This is a genomic window from Pseudomonas sp. 58 R 3, from assembly GCF_900006605.1.
GTDB lineage: Bacteria > Pseudomonadota > Gammaproteobacteria > Pseudomonadales > Pseudomonadaceae > Aquipseudomonas > Aquipseudomonas salomonii.
In genome coordinates this window covers 24752-42987 of the sequence record NZ_CVTT01000087.1, presented here as the reverse complement: position 1 = coordinate 42987, position 18236 = coordinate 24752, and the positions used below count along the sequence as shown (strand labels likewise).

Annotated in this window: 22 protein-coding genes; 15 read left to right on the top strand and 7 right to left on the bottom strand. The window is 60.3% G+C overall.

What is annotated here, in order from left to right:
- Nucleotides 1-150 precede the first annotated feature (150 nt).
- Genes BFP92_RS30890 through BFP92_RS29010 form a run of 3 tightly spaced genes read left to right on the top strand, consistent with a single transcriptional unit; the run spans nucleotide 151 to nucleotide 1730 of the window.
- Nucleotides 151-516, top strand: a complete 366-nt coding sequence (locus BFP92_RS30890; RefSeq protein ID WP_083221817.1) for a type II toxin-antitoxin system RelE/ParE family toxin — start codon at nucleotides 151-153, stop codon at nucleotides 514-516.
- Nucleotides 509-814: an XRE family transcriptional regulator gene (locus BFP92_RS29015; RefSeq protein ID WP_065932116.1), complete on the top strand. Its 306-nt coding sequence runs from the start codon at nucleotides 509-511 to the stop codon at nucleotides 812-814. The genes BFP92_RS30890 and BFP92_RS29015 overlap by 8 nt, the downstream gene beginning before the upstream one ends.
- Before the next feature lie 19 nt (nucleotides 815-833).
- The gene (locus BFP92_RS29010; RefSeq protein ID WP_065932115.1) at nucleotides 834-1730 is read left to right on the top strand and encodes a LysR family transcriptional regulator; all 897 of its coding nucleotides are present in this window, start codon (nucleotides 834-836) and stop codon (nucleotides 1728-1730) included.
- Here the strand turns inward: BFP92_RS29010 and BFP92_RS29005 are convergent.
- Together BFP92_RS29005 and BFP92_RS29000 are read right to left on the bottom strand one after the other, a co-directional pair.
- The gene (locus BFP92_RS29005) at nucleotides 1720-2121 is read right to left on the bottom strand and encodes a RidA family protein (protein WP_065932114.1); all 402 of its coding nucleotides are present in this window, start codon (nucleotides 2119-2121) and stop codon (nucleotides 1720-1722) included. The two genes, BFP92_RS29010 and BFP92_RS29005, sit on opposite strands and share 11 nt — an antisense overlap.
- 81 nt (nucleotides 2122-2202) lie before the next feature.
- Nucleotides 2203-3075, bottom strand: a complete 873-nt coding sequence (locus tag BFP92_RS29000) for an EamA family transporter (RefSeq protein ID WP_065932113.1) — start codon at nucleotides 3073-3075, stop codon at nucleotides 2203-2205.
- Nucleotides 3076-3174: 99 nt separating this feature from the next.
- On the opposite strand from BFP92_RS29000, the gene BFP92_RS28995 reads away from it, so the two are divergent.
- The 3 genes from BFP92_RS28995 (at nucleotide 3175) to BFP92_RS28985 (ending at nucleotide 6959) form a co-directional block, all read left to right on the top strand.
- Nucleotides 3175-3957 (top strand): AraC family transcriptional regulator, encoded by a 783-nt coding sequence (locus BFP92_RS28995; RefSeq protein ID WP_065932112.1) that lies wholly within the window; start codon nucleotides 3175-3177, stop codon nucleotides 3955-3957.
- Between the two features lie 87 nt (nucleotides 3958-4044).
- Nucleotides 4045-5598 (top strand): DUF726 domain-containing protein, encoded by a 1554-nt coding sequence (locus BFP92_RS28990; protein ID WP_065932111.1) that lies wholly within the window; start codon nucleotides 4045-4047, stop codon nucleotides 5596-5598.
- Between the two features lie 41 nt (nucleotides 5599-5639).
- Nucleotides 5640-6959 (top strand): Nramp family divalent metal transporter, encoded by a 1320-nt coding sequence (locus BFP92_RS28985; RefSeq protein ID WP_017139624.1) that lies wholly within the window; start codon nucleotides 5640-5642, stop codon nucleotides 6957-6959.
- An 8-nt stretch (nucleotides 6960-6967) separates the two neighbouring features.
- Here BFP92_RS28985 and BFP92_RS28980 read toward each other — a convergent pair whose 3' ends face one another.
- Both BFP92_RS28980 and BFP92_RS28975 read right to left on the bottom strand, forming a co-directional pair.
- Nucleotides 6968-7225, bottom strand: coding sequence for a hypothetical protein (locus BFP92_RS28980; RefSeq protein WP_065932110.1), 258 nt, complete (start codon nucleotides 7223-7225; stop codon nucleotides 6968-6970).
- Between the two features lie 142 nt (nucleotides 7226-7367).
- The gene (locus BFP92_RS28975; RefSeq protein WP_056859392.1) at nucleotides 7368-8300 is read right to left on the bottom strand and encodes a LysR family transcriptional regulator; all 933 of its coding nucleotides are present in this window, start codon (nucleotides 8298-8300) and stop codon (nucleotides 7368-7370) included.
- A 117-nt stretch (nucleotides 8301-8417) separates the two neighbouring features.
- Between BFP92_RS28975 and BFP92_RS28970 the strand changes: the two genes are divergently transcribed.
- From BFP92_RS28970 to BFP92_RS28940, 8 genes are all read left to right on the top strand, one after another.
- Nucleotides 8418-8906, top strand: a complete 489-nt coding sequence (locus tag BFP92_RS28970) for a DMT family transporter (protein WP_065932109.1) — start codon at nucleotides 8418-8420, stop codon at nucleotides 8904-8906.
- A 4-nt stretch (nucleotides 8907-8910) separates the two neighbouring features.
- Complete coding sequence (locus tag BFP92_RS28965; protein ID WP_065932108.1) at nucleotides 8911-9366, top strand: DMT family transporter; 456 nt, start codon at nucleotides 8911-8913, stop codon at nucleotides 9364-9366.
- A gap of 89 nt (nucleotides 9367-9455) precedes the next feature.
- The gene (locus tag BFP92_RS28960) at nucleotides 9456-9626 is read left to right on the top strand and encodes a metallothionein (protein ID WP_065932107.1); all 171 of its coding nucleotides are present in this window, start codon (nucleotides 9456-9458) and stop codon (nucleotides 9624-9626) included.
- A gap of 67 nt (nucleotides 9627-9693) precedes the next feature.
- Nucleotides 9694-10458, top strand: coding sequence for an AraC family transcriptional regulator (locus BFP92_RS28955; protein ID WP_065932106.1), 765 nt, complete (start codon nucleotides 9694-9696; stop codon nucleotides 10456-10458).
- Nucleotides 10459-10547: 89 nt separating this feature from the next.
- Nucleotides 10548-10721 (top strand): DUF1427 family protein, encoded by a 174-nt coding sequence (locus BFP92_RS30885; protein ID WP_074854484.1) that lies wholly within the window; start codon nucleotides 10548-10550, stop codon nucleotides 10719-10721.
- Nucleotides 10722-10750: 29 nt separating this feature from the next.
- Nucleotides 10751-11710, top strand: coding sequence for a quinone oxidoreductase family protein (locus BFP92_RS28950; RefSeq protein WP_065932105.1), 960 nt, complete (start codon nucleotides 10751-10753; stop codon nucleotides 11708-11710).
- Between the two features lie 430 nt (nucleotides 11711-12140).
- Entirely contained in the window at nucleotides 12141-12476 is a 336-nt protein-coding gene (locus tag BFP92_RS28945; RefSeq protein WP_065932104.1) for a DUF6124 family protein, read from the top strand.
- 655 nt (nucleotides 12477-13131) lie between these two features.
- Nucleotides 13132-13467, top strand: a complete 336-nt coding sequence (locus tag BFP92_RS28940) for a DUF6124 family protein (RefSeq protein ID WP_065932104.1) — start codon at nucleotides 13132-13134, stop codon at nucleotides 13465-13467.
- A 140-nt stretch (nucleotides 13468-13607) separates the two neighbouring features.
- On the opposite strand, the gene BFP92_RS28935 is transcribed toward BFP92_RS28940, so the two are convergent.
- The 3 genes from BFP92_RS28935 to BFP92_RS28925 form a co-directional block, all read right to left on the bottom strand.
- Nucleotides 13608-14636: a purine-nucleoside phosphorylase gene (locus BFP92_RS28935; RefSeq protein ID WP_056859386.1), complete on the bottom strand. Its 1029-nt coding sequence runs from the start codon at nucleotides 14634-14636 to the stop codon at nucleotides 13608-13610.
- A 14-nt stretch (nucleotides 14637-14650) separates the two neighbouring features.
- Nucleotides 14651-15613, bottom strand: a complete 963-nt coding sequence (locus BFP92_RS28930; RefSeq protein WP_056859385.1) for a nucleoside-specific channel-forming protein Tsx — start codon at nucleotides 15611-15613, stop codon at nucleotides 14651-14653.
- Between the two features lie 155 nt (nucleotides 15614-15768).
- Nucleotides 15769-16707: an AraC family transcriptional regulator gene (locus BFP92_RS28925; protein WP_065932103.1), complete on the bottom strand. Its 939-nt coding sequence runs from the start codon at nucleotides 16705-16707 to the stop codon at nucleotides 15769-15771.
- Between the two features lie 208 nt (nucleotides 16708-16915).
- On the opposite strand from BFP92_RS28925, the gene BFP92_RS28920 reads away from it, so the two are divergent.
- The gene (locus tag BFP92_RS28920) at nucleotides 16916-18226 is read left to right on the top strand and encodes an ABC transporter substrate-binding protein (protein ID WP_065932102.1); all 1311 of its coding nucleotides are present in this window, start codon (nucleotides 16916-16918) and stop codon (nucleotides 18224-18226) included.
- Nucleotides 18227-18236 lie beyond the last annotated feature (10 nt).

Genomic DNA, 18236 nt, shown 5'->3' with positions numbered 1-18236 from the left:
CGATTTTTTTGCGCAGGTGGCGGGGTTGTTGCCCGGCGTCTGGTACAGAAGGATGTACAAACAATTTCGACTGGAACCCGGCTGGCAATACAGCCTTTTCTGAATCTAAAGTATGCCCTTGAGTTTATATTCCTTAGGTGGCATATTCGCATGGACTGGGACATTGAATACACGGATGAATTCGCAGAGTGGTGGGATGAGCTGGGCGCAAAGGAGCAAGTCTCTGTATCTGCCAGCGTCGATCTGCTGGGGCTTTTCGGGCCGGGCCTGGGCTTCCCCCACACCAGTGATATCAAGGGCTCTCGGCATGGCAACCTGCGGGAACTGCGGGTTCGGCATGCCGGCCGGCCCTATCGAGTGCTGTATGCATTCGATCCCAGGCGCTGCGCTGTCCTGTTGATCGGCGGCGATAAAGCCTCCGACTCCAGGTGGTACGAGGTGCATGTGCCCTTGGCGGAAAATGTGTACGACATCCATTTGCAAACATTGCGTAAAGAGGCCCGTAAACATGGCTAAAAAATTCGCTGAACTTCAAGCGCGCATGACCCCTGAGTCGCGTGCGGAGGCCGAGCAACTGTTCCGCCAGCACCTCCAGGAAATGCCTTTGCATGAGCTGCGTAAAGCCCAACAGTTGAGCCAGGAAAGCCTGGCCAAGGCGTTGAATATCAATCAGGCGGCGGTTTCCAAGATGGAGCGGCGCACCGACATGTACATCAGCACGCTGCGTGACTACATCCGGGCGATGGGCGGCGAGCTGGAAATCATCGCGACGTTCCCGGATGGCCAGGTCAAGATCGACAACTTCGCTCACTAAGTCACAGTGGACCACCCCGATGAATCAGCTCCTGGCCATGCGCGCCTTTGTCCGTGTTGTCGATACCGGTTCATTCAGCCGCGCATCCGACCAGTTGGCGCTGCCACGCTCCACCGTCAGCAAACTCATCACTGACCTGGAAAGACACCTGGGCACCCAACTGATGCACCGAACCACCCGCGCCCTGGCGCCCACGCTTGAAGGGCTGGAGTATTACCGCCATGCGCGACGGCTGGTGGCTGAGCTGGATGAAGTGGACAGCGCCGCACGCGGGCAGATCCTAAGGCCCGGCGGGCACCTGCGCGTGGATGCACCGGCCTCGTTTGCCAACTGCCTGCTGATTCCGGCGCTGGTGGACTTTCATCGCGAGTACCCCGATATCACCATCGCCTTGGGCATCAGCGACCGTGCGGTGAATATCGTCGGGGAGGGCGCCGATTGCGTGATTCGTGCTGGCAAGCTGGAAGACATGGGGATGATCGGGCGCAAGGTAGCCGACCTTGAATACCTGACCTGTGCGGCACCCAGTTACGTGGCGCGCCGGGGCTTGCCGGACTCGCCCGAAGACCTCGCAAACAACCACCTCAAGGCCGGCTATTTTTTTGCCGGGTCGGGCAAGCCGGAGCCGCTGATTTTTGAGCAGGGCCAGCAACGTATCGAGGTCAACGACTGCGCCTTTTCGACTAACGAAGGCAACGGCCTCAAGGAAATGCTAGTCGCGGGCCTTGGTGTGGGGCAGCACTTCAAGTCGATCGTGCAGTACTACCTCGACACCGGCCAGTTGGTTGAGGTGCTGCCGGGCTGGTCACGCCCGGCCACGCCCTTGCATATTCTCTACCCACCCAACCGCCATCAGAGTGCGCGGCTCAAGGTGTTTACCGAGTGGGTGATCCGCACGTTTGGGGTCACGGAATAATCGCGGTCACGCGTATCTCCACACGCATGGTTGGCAATCCCAGGGACTCGACGCCGACTTGGGTCCAGATCGGTGCATGGTTGGGCATGTAGCGCCGGTAGTGCCGCACCATCGCTTCGTTGACCTCAGGTGCAAACCCGCCCACATGGTAGGAGTTGACGTGAATCACATGCTCCCAACCCGCGCCGGCAGTGGCCAGGGTGCGTTCCAGGTTGTGAAAGGCCTGGGCGATTTCTTCGCTGAGGTCGGCGGGGATGTGCAACTCATCGTCCCAGCCGCCCTGGCCTGACGTTTCTACGCGGTTACCGATTTTCACTGCTTGGGCGTAGTGCAGGTGTTCGTGCAGGGTATCGCCATAGCCTGGGGTGACAAAAAATTCGGGCGTGCTCATGGTATTTCCTCGGTTGAGTACAGGACCCGACGGAGGCTAATAGAGCGAATACACGAACAAAACCCCGAGTTTTTGCCATGACTATCTACCGGTATGCACAATTGGTTTGCGATAAAGCCCGACTGCCAGGCCGCTGATAATCACTGCGATAAAGACCAGATTCGCGGTGCTAACGCGCTCGCCCAGTATCAACATCGAACTGGCAAGGCCGAACACCGGAATCAGCAGCGACAGCGGCGCGACCGTGGACACCGGGTATGCCTTGAGCAATGAATTCCAGCCCCAGTAGGCGAAGTGCGTGGCCAGGTAAACCTGAAACAGCAGCGACCCCAAGGCCGTGCGGTCGAGCTGGGTGGGGAGGTTTACGAACGCCGCATTGCCGTGCACCCACCAGGCCATCAGCAACAGCGGGATTGGCGGGAACAGGCTGGCCCACACCATGAAAGAAAAGATTTCCTTAACCCCGGACGTCTTGATGATGACGTTGCCGATGCTCCACGCCAGTGCGCTGAACACAATCATCAGCACGCCGAGCACGGCGTGTTCGCCTTGCTGGTTGGCGATGATCCCGGCTAATCCAATCAAGGCCAGAAAAGCCCCGGCCCACTGCGCGCTGCGAATGTTCTCCTTGAACAACACACAGCCCCAACCCAGGGTGAAAAACACGCTGAGCTGGATGAGCAAGGAGGCAATCCCCGGGCTCACCCCAAGCTGGATGCCATAGTTGATCACACCCCACATGCCCAAGCCGAAGATCACGCCATAGGCCGCCACATAACCGAATGGCACGGCCGGGCGCTTGATGAAGAACACCCACGGCAAGGCGGCGAGGGCAAAGCGCAGGCCGGTGAGTACAAACGGGTCGATGGCCCGCAGGCCCAGTTTGGTGATGGGAAAATTCAGCCCCCAGGCCAGCGTGACCAACAGGGCGAGTGCCAGGTGTTTCTTGTGCATGGACGTTCCTTCGAACCGGTTGCTTCAAAGGGGTGGATGCTAGATCGCGGGCTGATGGCCCGCTTGCTATGTCAGGTCATACTTTGACAAGATCGGGCCATGATTCCGACCTTTGACGACAACGACCCCGAAGCGCTTGTGACCTTGCGTGAATACCCGTCCGGCAGCGTGTTTGCCCGGCATACGCACCCGCGCGGCCAGTTTGCCTATGCTTCCACTGGCGCGTTAAGAATGTTCACCGACCTGGGCAATTGGGTGGTGCCGCCGCAGCGGGCCGTCTGGGTGCCCGGTGGCATTGCCCATGAGATGCACATGCGCGGCGATGTGGTGATGCTCAATACCTACCTCGATGCGCAAGCGGCCGAGCGCGCAGGGTTGCAGGGGCACTGCCAGGTGTTCGAGGTATCGCCGTTGCTCAGGCATCTTTTGGAAGCGGCGTTGACGTGCGGGGCATCGGCAACGTCCGAGGTGCGGCGGCACTGCGTATTGACGCTGTTGATCGACGAAATCGGTACGCTGCCGGCCTTGCCCCTCAGTGCGCCGTTGCCCTCCGAACCGCGCCTGGCACGGGCTTGCCAGCGCTTTCTGGACGCGCCTGCGCAAACCGTGTCTCTGGATCAAATGGCGGATTGGTCGAGCATGAGTCGGCGGACCTTTACCCGGCATTTCCAGGACAGCACCGGCATGACCTTCGTGGCCTGGCGCCAGCAAGTCTGCCTGCTGGAGGCGACTGCGCAGCTCAGCCATGGCGCCTCGATCACCGAGGTCGCGTTCGCATTGGGCTTCAGCAGCCCCAGCGCCTTCACCGCGGTGTTTCGCCGGCACCTGGGCGATTCCCCGGGGCGCTACCTGGCCAAGTCCAGGGCCGTGTCGTTGTTCTGAAAAACTCACACGCTGGTCAGGATTCACCTTGCAGGCGGCCCTGCTTTGTTACTATCGCCGCCCACCGTCACCAGGAGTCACCGGCCCATGCAGCACCAGTGGGATGAAATGCACCGCACCCGCAAGCCCACGTTCCTGTTGTGCGGCGAGCCTCAAGGGGATGTGCTCAATCTCTATGTTCACGGTTACTCGGCCTTCTTCAACCGCCAGCAACTGGGCAACTTCACGCAACAACTGGCAAGCATCGAAGGCTCGACCAACCTGATGCTGTTCTGGCCGGCGGGGCATTTTCTGGAAAACCTGTTTGCTCCGGTCAAGGATGTGATCACCGCGCTGCTGGGCGGTGGCGGCCTGGGCGCGGCAACCGTGGGTGTGGGCCGTGCGATTGCCTACTTTCTCGACCATTACAAAAGTGTCGAGGCGCGTGTTGATGAAGTGGCCAAGACGTTATTGCCTGAGCTTGCCCATTACCTGCACGGCGAAGCGTTGCCCGTGCGGCGCATCAACCTGATCGGGCACTCCCTCGGCGCGCGTATCCTGGTCAAGAGCCTGCTGGCCAGCCCCGAGGTCGCCCGCCAATTGCCGCTCAATAATGTGTTGCTGATGGGTGGCGCCATCAGTACGTCCAGCCCCTGGGATCAAGTGACGGCACCGCTCAAGGGTCGCGTGATCAACTGCTACTCCGGCAAGGACTGGGCGCTTGCGATCAAGCCGGACACCGAGCGCTGTATCGGCCGGTATGCGATCGACGTCACCCCCGCGCTCAAGGCCAAGGTCACCAACGTGCACCTGGCCACCTTCGACCACGCCGCCTACTGGCCGCAGCTGAAAACGGTGGTGCAGTACACCGACCTGCTGCAGGAACGGCGTGGCCTGATTCGTGCCGACCTGCGTAGCAGCGAAGTGCGTTTTGCCGAGGAGGACGTAGAACTGTTTCCGGCCTTGGTGCAGGCACGCCCGGAGGAGCTTAAGTTTCTGGCTGAGTTGATGGCACAAAAACGCAGTGCCTCGATCGACGCCGACGTGCGTGAACCGCTGAAACTGGCCATCGAACTGCAACGCATGGGCGGTGACAGCTTCATGAACCTCGCCCGTGGCCATGGCGTGAGTTATCGCCAGATCGCCGAAGATGTCGCACAGCGGCTGGGCATCAAGTTCGATGGGCCGCTTGAAACCGTGGTGCTGGCGGACATCGAGGCACAGGTCGCGGAAAAACTCATTGAGCAGTACAAGGACAAGCTCAGTCGCGCCGACCGCCAGGCCTTTGATGCCGAGCTGAAGGCGGCCGCGCAAAAAGAGCAGGGCCTGTTCAATCGCATCGATATCGGCCGTTCGGCCACCACCGCCCTGAGCGGCACGGCGTTGGCGGGGCTTACCGGGTTTATGCTGCGGCGCGGCGCGGCCACGGCGATTCCGGTGGTGGGCCAGGCACTGGCGGCGGCGATGTTGCTGGTAACAGGCGTGCGTGCGTTTTCCGGCCCGGCCTATTCGATCACCACCTTGGCGGTGTTGGTGATTGGCGTGATTCGCCAGCGCATGGAGCGCGAGGCACTGAACCAGGAGATGGACCTGGTGGTGCAAGTCGTCGAAGCGTTCGACTTGCCCCGGGAAACGGTGATGCGCACGGTCGCGTCGGACTGATAAGCTGCGGCTCTGACTTGTGTGTTTGCCTGGGATACCGTGTGAAATTCAGCCTGCCGAAAATCGCCACTGCCCCATTCTGCCCGCCGGAAGTGGCCGGCTCCGTTATCGTCGACCCCAAGGCTTCGTTTTTTAAACGGGCGCTGATGTTTGCCGGGCCTGGCCTGTTGATCTCCATCGGCTACATGGACCCCGGCAATTGGGCCACGGCCATCGAGGCCGGTTCACGTTACGGCTACAGCCTGTTATTCGTGGTGCTGCTGGCCAGCCTGGCCGGGATGGCGGTGCAGTGCCTGTGTTCGCGCCTGGGCATCGCCACCGGCAAAGACCTCGCGCAACTGTGCCGTGAGCGCTACAGCAAACGCTCCGCGCGCACGCAATGGGTGTTGGCGGAAATCTCCATTATCGCTACCGACCTTGCTGAAGTACTGGGCTGCGCTCTGGCCTTTCACTTGCTTCTAGGGGTGTCGCTGACCACCGGCATCGTCATTACCGCCTTCGACACACTATTGATCCTGGCCCTGCAAAACCGCGGTTTCCGCCGCCTGGAAGCGATCATGCTGGCGCTGGTGGCAACCATTGGCGTGTGTTTCTTTATCGAACTGGTGCTGATCAAACCTTACTGGCCGGACGTACTCAGTGGTTTTACTCCGTCACTGGCGGCCATCAGCGACGCCGCGCCGTTGTACCTGGCCATCGGCATTCTCGGCGCCACGGTGATGCCGCATAACCTCTACCTGCACACCTCCATTGTGCAGACCCGCCTGATTGGCAAAGACCTCGCCAGCAAACAGGACGCGGTCAAGCTGGCGCGTATCGACACCATCGGGTCCCTGGCGCTGGCGTTGCTGGTCAACGCCGCGATCCTGGTGCTGGCCGCCGCCGCGTTCTACAAGACCGGCCACACCGAGGTGGTCGAAATCCAGGACGCCTATCACCTGCTTGACCCCTTGGTGGGTGGCGCCTTCGCCAGCATCCTGTTCGGCATCGCCTTGTTGGCCTCGGGGCAGAGTTCGACCTTTACCGGCACCATTGCCGGGCAAGTGATCATGGAGGGTTACCTCAACCTGCGCATCCCGTGCTGGCAGCGGCGCCTGATCACGCGCGGGCTGGCGCTGATCCCGGCGTTCCTGGGGGTGTGGCTGATGGGCGACGACGCCATCGGCAAACTGCTGATTCTTAGCCAGGTGGTGCTCAGCCTGCAACTGCCTTTCGCGTTGTACCCGCTGATCCGCATGACTGACGACAAGCAACTGATGGGGCCCTTCGTTAACCGCCTGCCCACGCGGCTACTGGCGTGGTTTCTGTTTGCGCTGATCAGTGGGGCGAATGCGTGGTTGATTGGGCAGTGGTTGTTTTGATCGGAGTTTTAGATCAAAGCCTTCTGAAACGTATCGAGCACCTCGTCAGGCAATGGCGCATCAAAGTCCTCCGGGACAGTCAGTTTTCCTTTCATTACGCCAATTCTTTGCCCCCGGTGTTGCCCAGCCGTCCCGGGCTGGGCAAGCGCACATCCGTTCTTGGTGATAATGGTTATTTGGCCGGTACTGGCCTGATGAGCCCGCTTGGAGACGTGAGCTTTCGTTGGGTCTAATGGATCCGTTATGACGTGTCGCTGTGCATTCATGGCGTCTCTCCTGTGGGGAAGGAGCCTGAGTCTGGCCTGGCATACGGTGGCTGGAAATAGTGGCCCGAAAATTCAGAACGAGCCTACTTTTCCTACCAGGAATTTTTACCTTCCAAGGCTTTTCCAGTGAGAGGGACGGGCCTCACCGATCCCAATACGGCACCGCCCCAAAACACTCCACAAAATAATCAATCACCGTGCGTACCTTCAGCGACAGCCGCCGGCTGCCCGGCCATAGCGCGGCAATCTGCTGTGGCTCCAGCGTGGTGGCCACGTCGTACTCCGTAAGTACCGCCTGCAAAGTGCCGGCGCGCAAGCCTTCGCCGATCAGCCAGGAGGGAAACACCACCAGCCCCAGGCCTTGCTCCGCCGCGTGGGTGAGGGTGTCGGCGTGGTTGCCGGTGATGGGGCCTTTGACGCTGTACGGCGTCCAGTCGCCCTGGCCGCGACGGAAGAACCAGCGTTGCTGGCCGGTGATGCCTTTGTAGGCCAGGCATTGATGGTTGGCCAGCTCATCGGGATGACGCGGCGTGCCATATCGGGCCAGGTACGCGGGGCTGGCGGCGAGGCGAAAACGCTGGGGCGCGAAGATGCGGGCCTGCATGCTGGAGTCGTTGAGCACGCCGATGCGAAACAGCAGGTCTGTGCCGTCTTGCAACGGGTCGACGTAGGTGTCGGTTTGCTGGATATCCAACTGCAACTTGGGGTAGCGGCGGCACAACTCGCCCAGCCACGGTGACAGGTGACGCTGGCCAAACACCATCGGCGCGTTGATACGCACCAGCCCGCTGGGTTCGCTTTCCTGCTCCTGCAAGGCCTGGCCGGCGGCTTCCAACTGTTCCAGCATCAAGCGTGCGTGGCGCCCGAGCAGGCGCCCGGCTTCGGTGGGGCTGACCGCACGCGTGTGGCGGTAGAGCAACTGCTGGCCGAGCGCCTGTTCCATCAATTGGATTTGCCGTGAGATGGAGGAGGGCGCCAGCCCTTCACGGCGTGCCACTTCAGAAAAGCTGCCGTGATCCAGCACGGCTACAAACAGGCGCAATGCCTTGAAACTCAGTTCATTTAAACCCTGCATCGTGGCCCCGTGCTGTGCGCAACGCGCAAAGGTGTTGTGTGCATGCTCCCATTTATCGCACAAGACGGCCACCGGATAATGCGCGCCATGTTTCCTTTTTTGATACGCAGGTGATGTATGCAGGCAAGTTCCATTGAGGGCGTGGCGCAGGCCAGGCCGAAAAAAAATCTTTTGCGCTTGCTCTTGCTGCCACTGGTGATTCTGGCGGGCATGGGCCTGTCGGTTGAGGCCGGCTTGCTCGGGCCATTGGGTGCGCAAGTCGGGCATTTGTGGGCGACCTTGAGCATCTTTGGCGTAGGCACGGCAATCCTGTTTTTGCTGCTGCTGTTCAGCGGCCCGCAAAAAGGCCCGGCACTCACCGACCTGCCGCGCTGGCAGTTGATCGGCGGCTTTTTGGGGCCGATGTATGTGGTGGTGCTGACCCTGGCCACGCCGCATATCGGCATCGCCATGACCATGATCGCGATTTTGTCGGGCCAGGTCGGCAAGAGCGTGCTGATCGACCATTTCGGCTGGTTCGGCACCGCGCGTAAACGGGTCAATGGCGAACGCTGGATTGCCCTGGCGTTGATCGTGGCGGCACTTGTTCTGATTGCACGAGGTTAAAGCGATGAATCTGATTCTGTTATTGGTACTGGTAATTGCCGCCGGTGCGGTGCTGAGTGTGCAAGCCGCGATCAACGGCCGCCTGGGCCAGACGGTAGGCGTATTGCGCAGCAGTTTGCTGACCTTTGCGGTGGGCGCAATCACCACGGCACTGTTGATTTTCTTCTTCGAACCCGCACAGGCCGTGAGCTTGCTGGACGTGCCGAAATGGCAGTTGACCGGCGCCCTGTTCGGCGTGGTGTACATGATGGTCATGGTCGGCGCGGTGCCCGTGGTGGGTACGGCGGTGGCCACGGTGGCGGTGATCGTTGGGCAGTTGGGCATGGGCATGCTGATCGACAACTTTGGCTGGTTGGGCAACCCGCCCATCGAGCTGTCGGGCAGCCGTATCCTGGCGATGCTGCTGTTGGCGCTGGCGCTGGTGTTCATGTACCGCAGCAACAGCCGCCTGGCCGATTAACGGCGGTGAACCTTCAAACCGTGCCTGGAGTCACTGCTTAAGGTGTTGCGCCCGCAGCACTTGGACGACCATGCAAAAGGAGTCTGAACATGGCTGATGAAAACTGTGCCTGCCCACACTGCAACTGCGTACTGGGCACTAATGCGGTGATGAAAGACGGCAAGGGTTATTGCTGCCAAGGCTGCGCTGAGCACCATGCGCATGGCGAGCCGTGTGCCTCGCCGACCGGTTGCGAGTGCGCCAAGTCCGCAAAAGGCTAAAAATCCCCTCGGCTTATCGGGTGGCGGTCATTACCATGGCCGCTCACCCTTGATTGATGTGCTCTTCATGGCCCTGGCCGCGCCTCCCGACCTCACTGATCATGCCGTCCCCGTGCAACCGCTGGCGCGCACCTACCCGCGTGGGTTGTATGTGGAGCCCCATAGCCACGACTGGGGCCAGTTGCTCTACGCCATGAGCGGAGTGATGTGGGTTGAAACACCGCGCGAAGCGTTAGTGGTGCCGCCGCAACGCGCCGTGTGGCTGCCACCAGGTGTGGAACACGGCATTCGTGTGGTCTCGGACCTGCAGATGCGCAATATCTACCTGCGCCCGGCGTTGGCGACGACGCTGGACAGCCAGGTGCAAGTGATTGAAGTCGGTGGGCTGCTGCGTGAGCTCATCGTCGCCCTGGTTGATCAGGGCGATAACGGTGATACAACCTATTACGACGCCGTGGTCGGCCTGGCGTTGTTGGAGCTGCAACGCGCGAGCCGCTCGCAGATCCGCATTGCCATGCCGCTGGAGGCCGATCGTCGGTTGATTAATGCCTGCCAGGCGGTGATGGCGGCGCCTTCGCTGCAAATTCCTTTTGAGCAACACGCCGAAGCGGCCGGTGCCAGCGTGCGCACCCTGGCGCGGTTGTTCCAGAACCACCTCGGCATGGGCTTTGCCGAGTGGCGCCGTCAGGTGCAGCTCGCCACGGCGGTGGCGGAGCTGATCCAGGGCCAGTCGGTGAGTGGCATTGCCCGCTCGTTGGGTTATTCGCCCAGCAGCTTCAGCGACATGTTCCGCCGTGAACTCGGTGTGGCGCCGTCGCAATACGTCGGTTGAGGCTTTGGCCGAAATCCTGAAGCACTTGGCCGATGCTTCGGGATTGGGCTCACTAAACTGGGCGCATCAACCCAACCGGCGTAAACCCTATGAACTACCTCATTTCCCTCGCCATCGGCCTGTTTGTCGGCGTGATCTACGGCGCCCTGGACTTTCGCTCGCCCGCGCCGCCTGCCATTGCCCTCGTGGGGCTGATGGGCATGTTGCTCGGTGAAAAGCTCTGGCCCATGGGGCGTGAGCTGGTCAGCGGTTGGTTGTCCTGATTTTTCTTTTAGTTGAAGGGATGTTGGTTATGAAAGCACTGCAATTTTCCGCCACCGGCGACCTTGCCGCCCTGAGTGTTGTCGACGTCGCCAAACCGCTGCCGGCTGCCGGTGAAGTGTTGGTCCAGGTTAAAGCAGCGGGTTTGAACCCCAGCGACGTTAAAAACGTACTTGGGCGGTTTCCCTACACAACGTTGCCGCGTATTCCCGGCCGGGACTTTGCCGGTGTGGTGGTGCAAGGCCCGCAGGAATGGGTTGGCCAAGAAGTGTGGGGCACTGGCCGTGACTTGGGCTTTTTTGCCGACGGTTCACATGCGCAATACCTCACGGTGTCGGCGAAGGGCGTGGCCCATAAACCGACGCACTTGAGCTTTGCCCAGGCCGCCAGCCTCGGCGTGCCATACACCACCGCCTGGGATGCGCTGGCGCGTAGCGGTGTCGGCAAAGGCACGCGGCTGCTGGTGATTGGCGCCAATGGTGCGGTAGGCAGTGCGGCGTTGGCGCTGGCGAAAATTCGCGGTGCGCAGGTGTTGGCGGCGGTGCGCAAGGCGGATCAGGTCGAGGCGTTGCAGAGGCAGGGCTTCGACGCGATTGCCCTGGACCAGCCGGACGCCTTGGGCGGGCAGGTGAATGCGGTGTTCAAGGGCGGCGCCGATGTGATCTTCGACACCACCGGTTTCTGGCTGCCGGCGGCTGTCGCAGGGTTGGCCCCGTTCGGCCGCATCGCGATCATCGCCGCGCCGGCCGATGGGCATGTGCAATTGCCGGCCCTGGCGCTGTACCGCAAGGGCGGTTCGGTGGTGGGCATCAATTCATTGCTCTACAACTGCGAGCAGTGCGCGGTGATGCTGGAGCAGTTTGGGCGGTTTTTTGATGAGGGTTCGCTGCCGTTGCCGACAGGCTTGCGTGAGGTTGCGTTGGCGGATGGGGTGCAATGCTACGAGGAAGTGAACAAGGGCAGTGCGGACAAGATCATCTTCCTGCCTTAACTCGGTTAAAAACTGTGGGAGCGGGCTTGCTCGCGAATGCGGTGTGTCAGTCGCCAGATGTATTGGCTGATCCACTGCTTTCGCGAGCAAGCCCGCTCCCACATTTGGATCTCCACAAGGTTTCAGGCTTCTCGGTTGATCGGACGTTTCCCACAAAGGTTTCAGGTTGTCGCTCGGAAGTCGGCTGACTAACCTCACTGCCGTCGCTGCCAATTCAGCGGCCGGATTTGACCGTCCGCCCCCAAATGTATGTGCCGCATCGAATCAGGCGTTTTTTTTACGTCTGCTGTATCGTGTCGCGGCAGCTGTACGCGGGATACCTTCGGGTATGCCGGGCTACTTTGGGACCGGTCGGTCAACCCGCGTATAGCTGCCACCCTATTTCGCTTGACCGCGAAACGTGGCGGCTCCACTCCCGAAGGATTCCACCATGATCAAAGACACCCCCAACCCCCCAGTCCACCAAGACTACGACACCAGCACCCTGCACGAAGTCGCCTACCGCGCGATCAACCACTGTCTCAACCCCGGCAAACCCATTCCTGAACCCAGCGAAGGCATCTTCACCGTGCGCGCAGACTTGGGTACGGAAACCTTGCTGGTCAATGCTTCCCAGGATCTGGCGTCGATCAGCGACATTGCCAACCACCTGGCATTTGAAATCGAGGGTTCGCAACGCAATGTCGCGCTGGGTATCTGCCGAATGCTGGAAGGGGTGCAGCTGCTGGTCGACAAGGCGCTGAATGTAGCCCACCCCGTAGCCTGAATGTAGGAGCTAAGATCGTTCCCACGCTCTGCGTGGGAATGCATCCTTTGACGCTCCGCGTCACCTTGCATCCTCTAAGGCGGGACGCGGAGCGTCCGGGGCGGCATTCCCACGCGGAGCGTGGGAATGATCTCAACACAAGGTCGCGCTGGGTATCTGTCGGATGCTGGAAGGTTTGCAACTGCTGGTCGACAAGGCGCTGAATGTAGCCCACCCCGTGACTTAAAAGTGTGGGAGCTGGCTTGCCTGCGATGGCGGTCTGTCAGTCAGAGAACTATCGACTGACCCACCGCCATCGCAGGCAAGCCAGCTCCCACATTTTGATCTTCACTAGGTTTGAGGGCTGTTTTCGATCGGACGTTTCCCACAAAGGTTTCAGGTTGTCGCTCGGAAGTCGGCTGACTAACCTCACTGCCGTCGCTGCCAATTCAGCGGCCGGATTTGACCGTCCGACTTGTTAACGAATCGCTACGCCCTGTACCAACTTCAGGCGTTTTTTTTATGCCTGAGGTATTGTGTCGCGGCAGTTGTGCGCGGGATACCTTTGGGTATGCCGGGTTCGTTGACAACCGGTCGGTCAACCCGCGTACAGCTGCCACCTTATCCTTGCTTGACCGCGAGCGTTGGCAGCTTCACTTGTCGACGGAGTTCCACCATGATCAAAGACACCCCCAACCCCCCAGTCCACCAAGACTACGACACCAGCACCCTGCACGAAGTCGCCTACCGCGCGATCAACCACTGTCTCAACCCCGGCAAACCCATTCCTGAACCCAGCGAAGGCATCTTCACCGTGCGCGCAGACTTGGGTACGGAAACCTTGCTGGTCAATGCTTCCCAGGATCTGGCGTCGATCAGCGACATTGCCAACCACCTGGCATTTGAAATCGAGGGTTCGCAACGCAATGTCGCGCTGGGTATCTGCCGAATGCTGGAAGGGGTGCAGCTGCTGGTCGACAAGGCGCTGAATGTAGCCCACCCCGTAGCCTGAATGTAGGAGCTAAGATCGTTCCCACGCTCTGCGTGGGAATGCATCCTTTGACGCTCCGCGTCACCTTGCATCCTCTAAGGCGGGACGCGGAGCGTCCGGGGCGGCATTCCCACGCGGAGCGTGGGAATGATCTATCTGCACTAGGCTTCAGGGACGCCTTTTTCCCAGGCCGACCAGTTCTTCAGAATCGCCTGTACCAGCGGATTACCCGTGCGGTACAGGTTCTCCAGCGCCGGTACAAACCCGCCCTGGTCCGCATACTTCAGCAAGTTGTCCACCTCGCTGTAACCCGGATACGGACGGTCGAAATCGGACCCGGCCCGCACCACCGCCAAGCGCTGAATGTCCACCAACCCTTCACGGCTGGCGCGCAGCAAGGCTTCGTAGGTGGAGTTGTCTTCCTGCTGGGTGGTGCAGTACTCGCCTTTGTTGTCGGTGAGCAACTTGGTCCAGACCTCGGCGCGTTCGCTCAGGCGTGTGCCGGAGAACCAGGTATTGCCCGCCAGCGTGTCGCAACGGGTGACTTGCGGCGGCTGGTTGGCCGGGGCGGCCGGGTAGTGTTTGCGCCAGGCGCTGGATTCCTTGCTTTCGCTCAGCTCAACCTTTTGCGACAGGGCAAACGCCTTGGCCTGCAACTTGGGGTTCAGCTCGAATACTTCGGTCTTGTAGTCCAACGGAGGTTTTTCGTTGGGGCCTTTGGTGTTGATGCCGATGTAACCGGTTGGCCAGTCTTTAGGTGCATCGCGCGAATCCAGCTCCCATTGGGTGCCGAACTCCACCAGGTAATGCGCCCAGGCTGCGGTGCCGATGGTCCCGTGTTTAGGGCTGATGCCGGCGATCCCGGCAATCAGGAAGTAGCTTTGGCGCAGGTCAAACTTGGGCGACAACGCCAGGGCCAGTGTGGACGCGGCGGCGTTGGTCTGGCCCATGCCGGTTACCAACAGGCACACGTCCTGCGTGTTGCAGCGGATCACCGGGTATTCGGCCGACAGGCCTGGCACGCGCACTTCCTGCTTGAGTTCCAGGCGGTCGATCCAGGTTTGCGCCTCGGGGGCGAACATGGTGATCAGCATCACTTTGGGTTTGATCGGCGCCGGAGCATCCGCCAGCACCACCTGGGGCAAAAAGGCCAGGCCGATGGCCATCGAGAGACGGGTAAGCATGTTCATCTAAAGCTCCTTGATCAGAATTGGTAACCGACACCGGCGTAGTAGCCCCAGCCATCCGAGCGGGCGCGGAAGTTACCCTCGCCAAAATTCAGCTCGCTGCCATCCTCCCAGTTGCCGCCGTTGTGGAAGTAACGGCCGACCAGGGTGAAGCGCAAGTGGGTAAACGAGTACAGCAACACGTTGGTCGCCACTAATGAGTTGGCGGTGCGCGCGGGGTTGTCCTTGTGCAAATCCGAGCCGAAATCGTAGTTGGTAAAGCCGATATAGGTCAGCGATGCGCCGTTATCGAAACTGCTGATGGGCACGATGTACTTCATTTGTGCACGGTAGCCGTCCCACGAATACTCATTGCTCGCGCCGTAGTTTTCCCACTGGTAGCGCCCATAGAAGTTGGCCGACAGGTTGACCCGCGAATGGGTGTCGATGTCGGTGCCCAGGCCGCTGTACAGCGTGTTGGCACGGTTGGACTTGTTGCTGCCGTGGTCGTAGATCCAGTCAAAGGCGACATACCATTCCTTGAACGGGCCGATGGCCAAACTGCGGCCGGCCAGGTAGTCGATGGAGATACGCGGCTCATGCTCCATAAATACCGGCGAGCCATGGTCCCACGCGCCTTTGTCATTACTGTTACCGATGCCGAGGATTTTCGGCACGTCGATGTAGCCATACAGCTCGAACGGGCCTTTGCGGCCGAAGTATTCGTATTCCAGGTACACATCATCCTGCGGCTTGGGGCCGAAGCTGATGTCTTTGCTGCCGATCAGGGTCAGGTCCTGGTTGAACCAGTCCGACATATACACGCCTTTTTTTGTCGGGCTGGCTTCCGGGCTTTTGGTTTCAGGGCTGAGGGTTTCGCCCTGTGCTGAGTCATCCGCGGGTTTTTGCTGCGCCAAAATGGGCGCGCTGAGTACTCCCGTAACGGCGGCCAGTAGCAAGGAAACACCAAAACAAGCGGGACGCCTTGAGGTGAGGTGCATTGAAAATCCCTATTCTTACGCGGTTGGAACCCGTTTCTGCGGGTCGTGATGAACCTGGTGGCCAAGTTCGTTCCGCAAACGTTTGCACGTGGCGTACCAACTTTGCTCAAAGGGTTGAGCGGTATGGAAAAAACAGGGATTAATCGACCTTTTGGTCAAAATTGGCTGGGTGTCAATTTCTCGCTGCGGTTGAATAAATGCATCGCGGTTTCGCGCCGATACTCGCTCGGCGTCTGGTGCATTTCGATGCGAAAGTGCCGATTGAAGTTGGACAGGTTGGCGTAGCCCACTTCAAAGCAAATGTCTGCCACCGACATGTCGCTTTGCAGCAACAAGCGGCAGGCGCGTTGCACGCGGAACTTGCGCATCAGGTCGATAAAACCGTGACCGGTGTTGCGCTTGAAGAAGCGTGAGAAGCCTGGCTCGCTCATCTGCAGTTGCTGGGCGATGACCGACAGGCGCAAGTCGCCGGTCAGCTCGCGCATCAGGTAATCGAAGGCTTTGTTGATGCGTTCGGCGCTGCGCGCATCCAGGGTGGGCGCATAGCAGGGGCTGGCCAGCGCCTTTACCTGGGCTTGCGGTGCATTGTTAAGCGTGTCGAGCAGTTGCAGAAACAGGATCAACCGCTGCAGGCCACGGGCGTTGCCGATGGCTTGCATCAACCCGGCTGCCTGCGCGGCGGTCTCGCCGGTAAATTCCAGGCCGCGTCGGGCCTGTTCGAACAACGGCTGCAAGTCGCCGAGTTCCGGCAGGGTTTTGCGCAGGGCGAGCAGGGCGGCGCCATCGAATTGCAGTACCACATCGCGGCCGTTCAAATATTCGCCGGGGGCGAGGTCGCCGATCCAGTCGTGGGGCAGGTCCGGTCCGATCAGCGCCACATGCCCGGCGCTGAACGCACCGATATAGTCGCCCGCCACCAACTTGCCGCTGCCTTGGCGGATCAGGTGAATCTCAAATTCCGGATGGTGGTTCCAGCGCGCCAGATCATAGGGGTAGTCATGTTCGAACCAGCGAAAGCAGTGGTCCGGCTCGGGCAGGATCACTTCGAGTTCGGCGGGGCGGTGTTCGAACAATTGGGCGCGGCTGACGGGCATGGTGATGCCTCTTAGGCGTTGGATAACGCCAAAATACGCGCACCGGCAATCAGTGCGCTACCCCCGGTTTCGCCTGGCACTGATACTTTTTTGACTTTCATGCATGGGTTAAAAAAGTACCAGCCGTGCATTCGTCATTCGTTTGTGAGGCCTTGACCAAGCTGCTGTAATCGCTGCTCAACAACAAAAACAACAGGTGGATACCGCCATGCTCAAGCTCCCACACGCGCTGTTCCTGCTGACTGGCCTGGCGCTGGCCATGCCCGGCTACGCCGCCGACACCGTGACCATCGCCACGGTCAACAACAGTGACATGATCCGCATGCAACGCCTGTCCAAGGTGTTCGAGCAGCAGCACCCGGACATCAAGCTCAATTGGGTGGTGCTCGAAGAAAACGTGCTGCGCCAACGCCTTACTACGGATATCGCCACCCAGGGCGGGCAGTTCGACGTGCTGACCATCGGCACCTACGAAACCCCATTGTGGGGCGCCAAACACTGGCTGGAGCCGCTGACCCAACTGCCCTCCGACTATGACGCCGAGGATATTTTCCCCTCCGTGCGCCAGGGCTTGTCGGTTAACAACACCCTGTATGCGTTGCCGTTTTATGGTGAAAGTACTGTCACCTACTACCGCACCGACCTGTTCAAGCAAGCCGGCCTGAGCATGCCCGCCCACCCGACCTGGACTCAGCTCGGCGAGTTCGCCGCCAAACTCACGGTAAAAGACAAAGATCAATATGGCATGTGCCTGCGTGGCAAAGCCGGTTGGGGCGAGAACATCGCCTTGCTGAGCACCATGGCCAACGCGTTTGGCGCACGCTGGTTCGACCCACAGTGGAAACCGCAGTTGACCAGCCCCGAGTGGACAGCCGCCGCCAACTATTACGTCAACACCCTGAAAAACTACGGCCCGCCGGGCGTCTCCAGTAACGGTTTCAACGAAACCCTGGCGCTGTTCAACAGCGGCAAGTGCGCAATCTGGGTGGATGCCAGCGTCGCCGGCTCGTTCACCACCGACAAAACCCAGAGCAAAGTGGCCGACAGTGTCGGGTTTGCCGCTGCACCGACCGAAGTCACCGACAAAGGCTCCTCCTGGCTGTATGCCTGGTCCCTGGCCATCCCGGCGACGTCCAAGCACAAAGACGCCGCCAAGGCCTTTATTGCCTGGGCTACCTCCAAAGACTACATCCAACTGGTCGCCGACAAAGAAGGCATCACCAACGTACCGCCGGGCACTCGCCAGTCCACCTACAGCGAGGCATACCTGAAGGCCGCGCCGTTTGCCCAGGTGACACTGGAGATGATGAAGCACGCCGACCCTGCGCACCCGTCGGCCCAGCCGGTGCCGTACGTGGGCATCCAGTACGTGACCATCCCGGAATTCCAGGCCATCGGCACCTCGGTGGGCAAGCTGTTCTCGGCGGCGCTTACCGGCGGCATGACGGTCGACCAGGCGCTGCTTGCGGCTCAGTCCACCACCGAGCGCGAAATGAAACGTGCCGGTTACCCTAAGTAAACAGGACTTC

What these genes read in the sequence shown, in the direction of transcription:
- BFP92_RS30890 (WP_083221817.1), top strand. Translation starts at nt 151, where the DNA reads ATGGACTGGGACATTGAATACACGGATGAATTCGCAGAGTGGTGGGAT.
- BFP92_RS29015 (WP_065932116.1), top strand. Translation starts at nt 509, where the DNA reads ATGGCTAAAAAATTCGCTGAACTTCAAGCGCGCATGACCCCTGAGTCG.
- BFP92_RS29010 (WP_065932115.1), top strand. Translation starts at nt 834, where the DNA reads ATGAATCAGCTCCTGGCCATGCGCGCCTTTGTCCGTGTTGTCGATACC.
- BFP92_RS29005 (WP_065932114.1), bottom strand. Translation starts at nt 2,121, where the DNA reads ATGAGCACGCCCGAATTTTTTGTCACCCCAGGCTATGGCGATACCCTG.
- BFP92_RS29000 (WP_065932113.1), bottom strand. Translation starts at nt 3,075, where the DNA reads ATGCACAAGAAACACCTGGCACTCGCCCTGTTGGTCACGCTGGCCTGG.
- BFP92_RS28995 (WP_065932112.1), top strand. Translation starts at nt 3,175, where the DNA reads ATGATTCCGACCTTTGACGACAACGACCCCGAAGCGCTTGTGACCTTG.
- BFP92_RS28990 (WP_065932111.1), top strand. Translation starts at nt 4,045, where the DNA reads ATGCAGCACCAGTGGGATGAAATGCACCGCACCCGCAAGCCCACGTTC.
- BFP92_RS28980 (WP_065932110.1), bottom strand. Translation starts at nt 7,225, where the DNA reads ATGAATGCACAGCGACACGTCATAACGGATCCATTAGACCCAACGAAA.
- BFP92_RS28975 (WP_056859392.1), bottom strand. Translation starts at nt 8,300, where the DNA reads ATGCAGGGTTTAAATGAACTGAGTTTCAAGGCATTGCGCCTGTTTGTA.
- BFP92_RS28970 (WP_065932109.1), top strand. Translation starts at nt 8,418, where the DNA reads ATGCAGGCAAGTTCCATTGAGGGCGTGGCGCAGGCCAGGCCGAAAAAA.
- BFP92_RS28965 (WP_065932108.1), top strand. Translation starts at nt 8,911, where the DNA reads ATGAATCTGATTCTGTTATTGGTACTGGTAATTGCCGCCGGTGCGGTG.
- BFP92_RS28960 (WP_065932107.1), top strand. Translation starts at nt 9,456, where the DNA reads ATGGCTGATGAAAACTGTGCCTGCCCACACTGCAACTGCGTACTGGGC.
- BFP92_RS28955 (WP_065932106.1), top strand. Translation starts at nt 9,694, where the DNA reads ATGGCCCTGGCCGCGCCTCCCGACCTCACTGATCATGCCGTCCCCGTG.
- BFP92_RS30885 (WP_074854484.1), top strand. Translation starts at nt 10,548, where the DNA reads ATGAACTACCTCATTTCCCTCGCCATCGGCCTGTTTGTCGGCGTGATC.
- BFP92_RS28950 (WP_065932105.1), top strand. Translation starts at nt 10,751, where the DNA reads ATGAAAGCACTGCAATTTTCCGCCACCGGCGACCTTGCCGCCCTGAGT.
- BFP92_RS28945 (WP_065932104.1), top strand. Translation starts at nt 12,141, where the DNA reads ATGATCAAAGACACCCCCAACCCCCCAGTCCACCAAGACTACGACACC.
- BFP92_RS28940 (WP_065932104.1), top strand. Translation starts at nt 13,132, where the DNA reads ATGATCAAAGACACCCCCAACCCCCCAGTCCACCAAGACTACGACACC.
- BFP92_RS28935 (WP_056859386.1), bottom strand. Translation starts at nt 14,636, where the DNA reads ATGAACATGCTTACCCGTCTCTCGATGGCCATCGGCCTGGCCTTTTTG.
- BFP92_RS28930 (WP_056859385.1), bottom strand. Translation starts at nt 15,613, where the DNA reads ATGCACCTCACCTCAAGGCGTCCCGCTTGTTTTGGTGTTTCCTTGCTA.
- BFP92_RS28925 (WP_065932103.1), bottom strand. Translation starts at nt 16,707, where the DNA reads ATGCCCGTCAGCCGCGCCCAATTGTTCGAACACCGCCCCGCCGAACTC.
- BFP92_RS28920 (WP_065932102.1), top strand. Translation starts at nt 16,916, where the DNA reads ATGCTCAAGCTCCCACACGCGCTGTTCCTGCTGACTGGCCTGGCGCTG.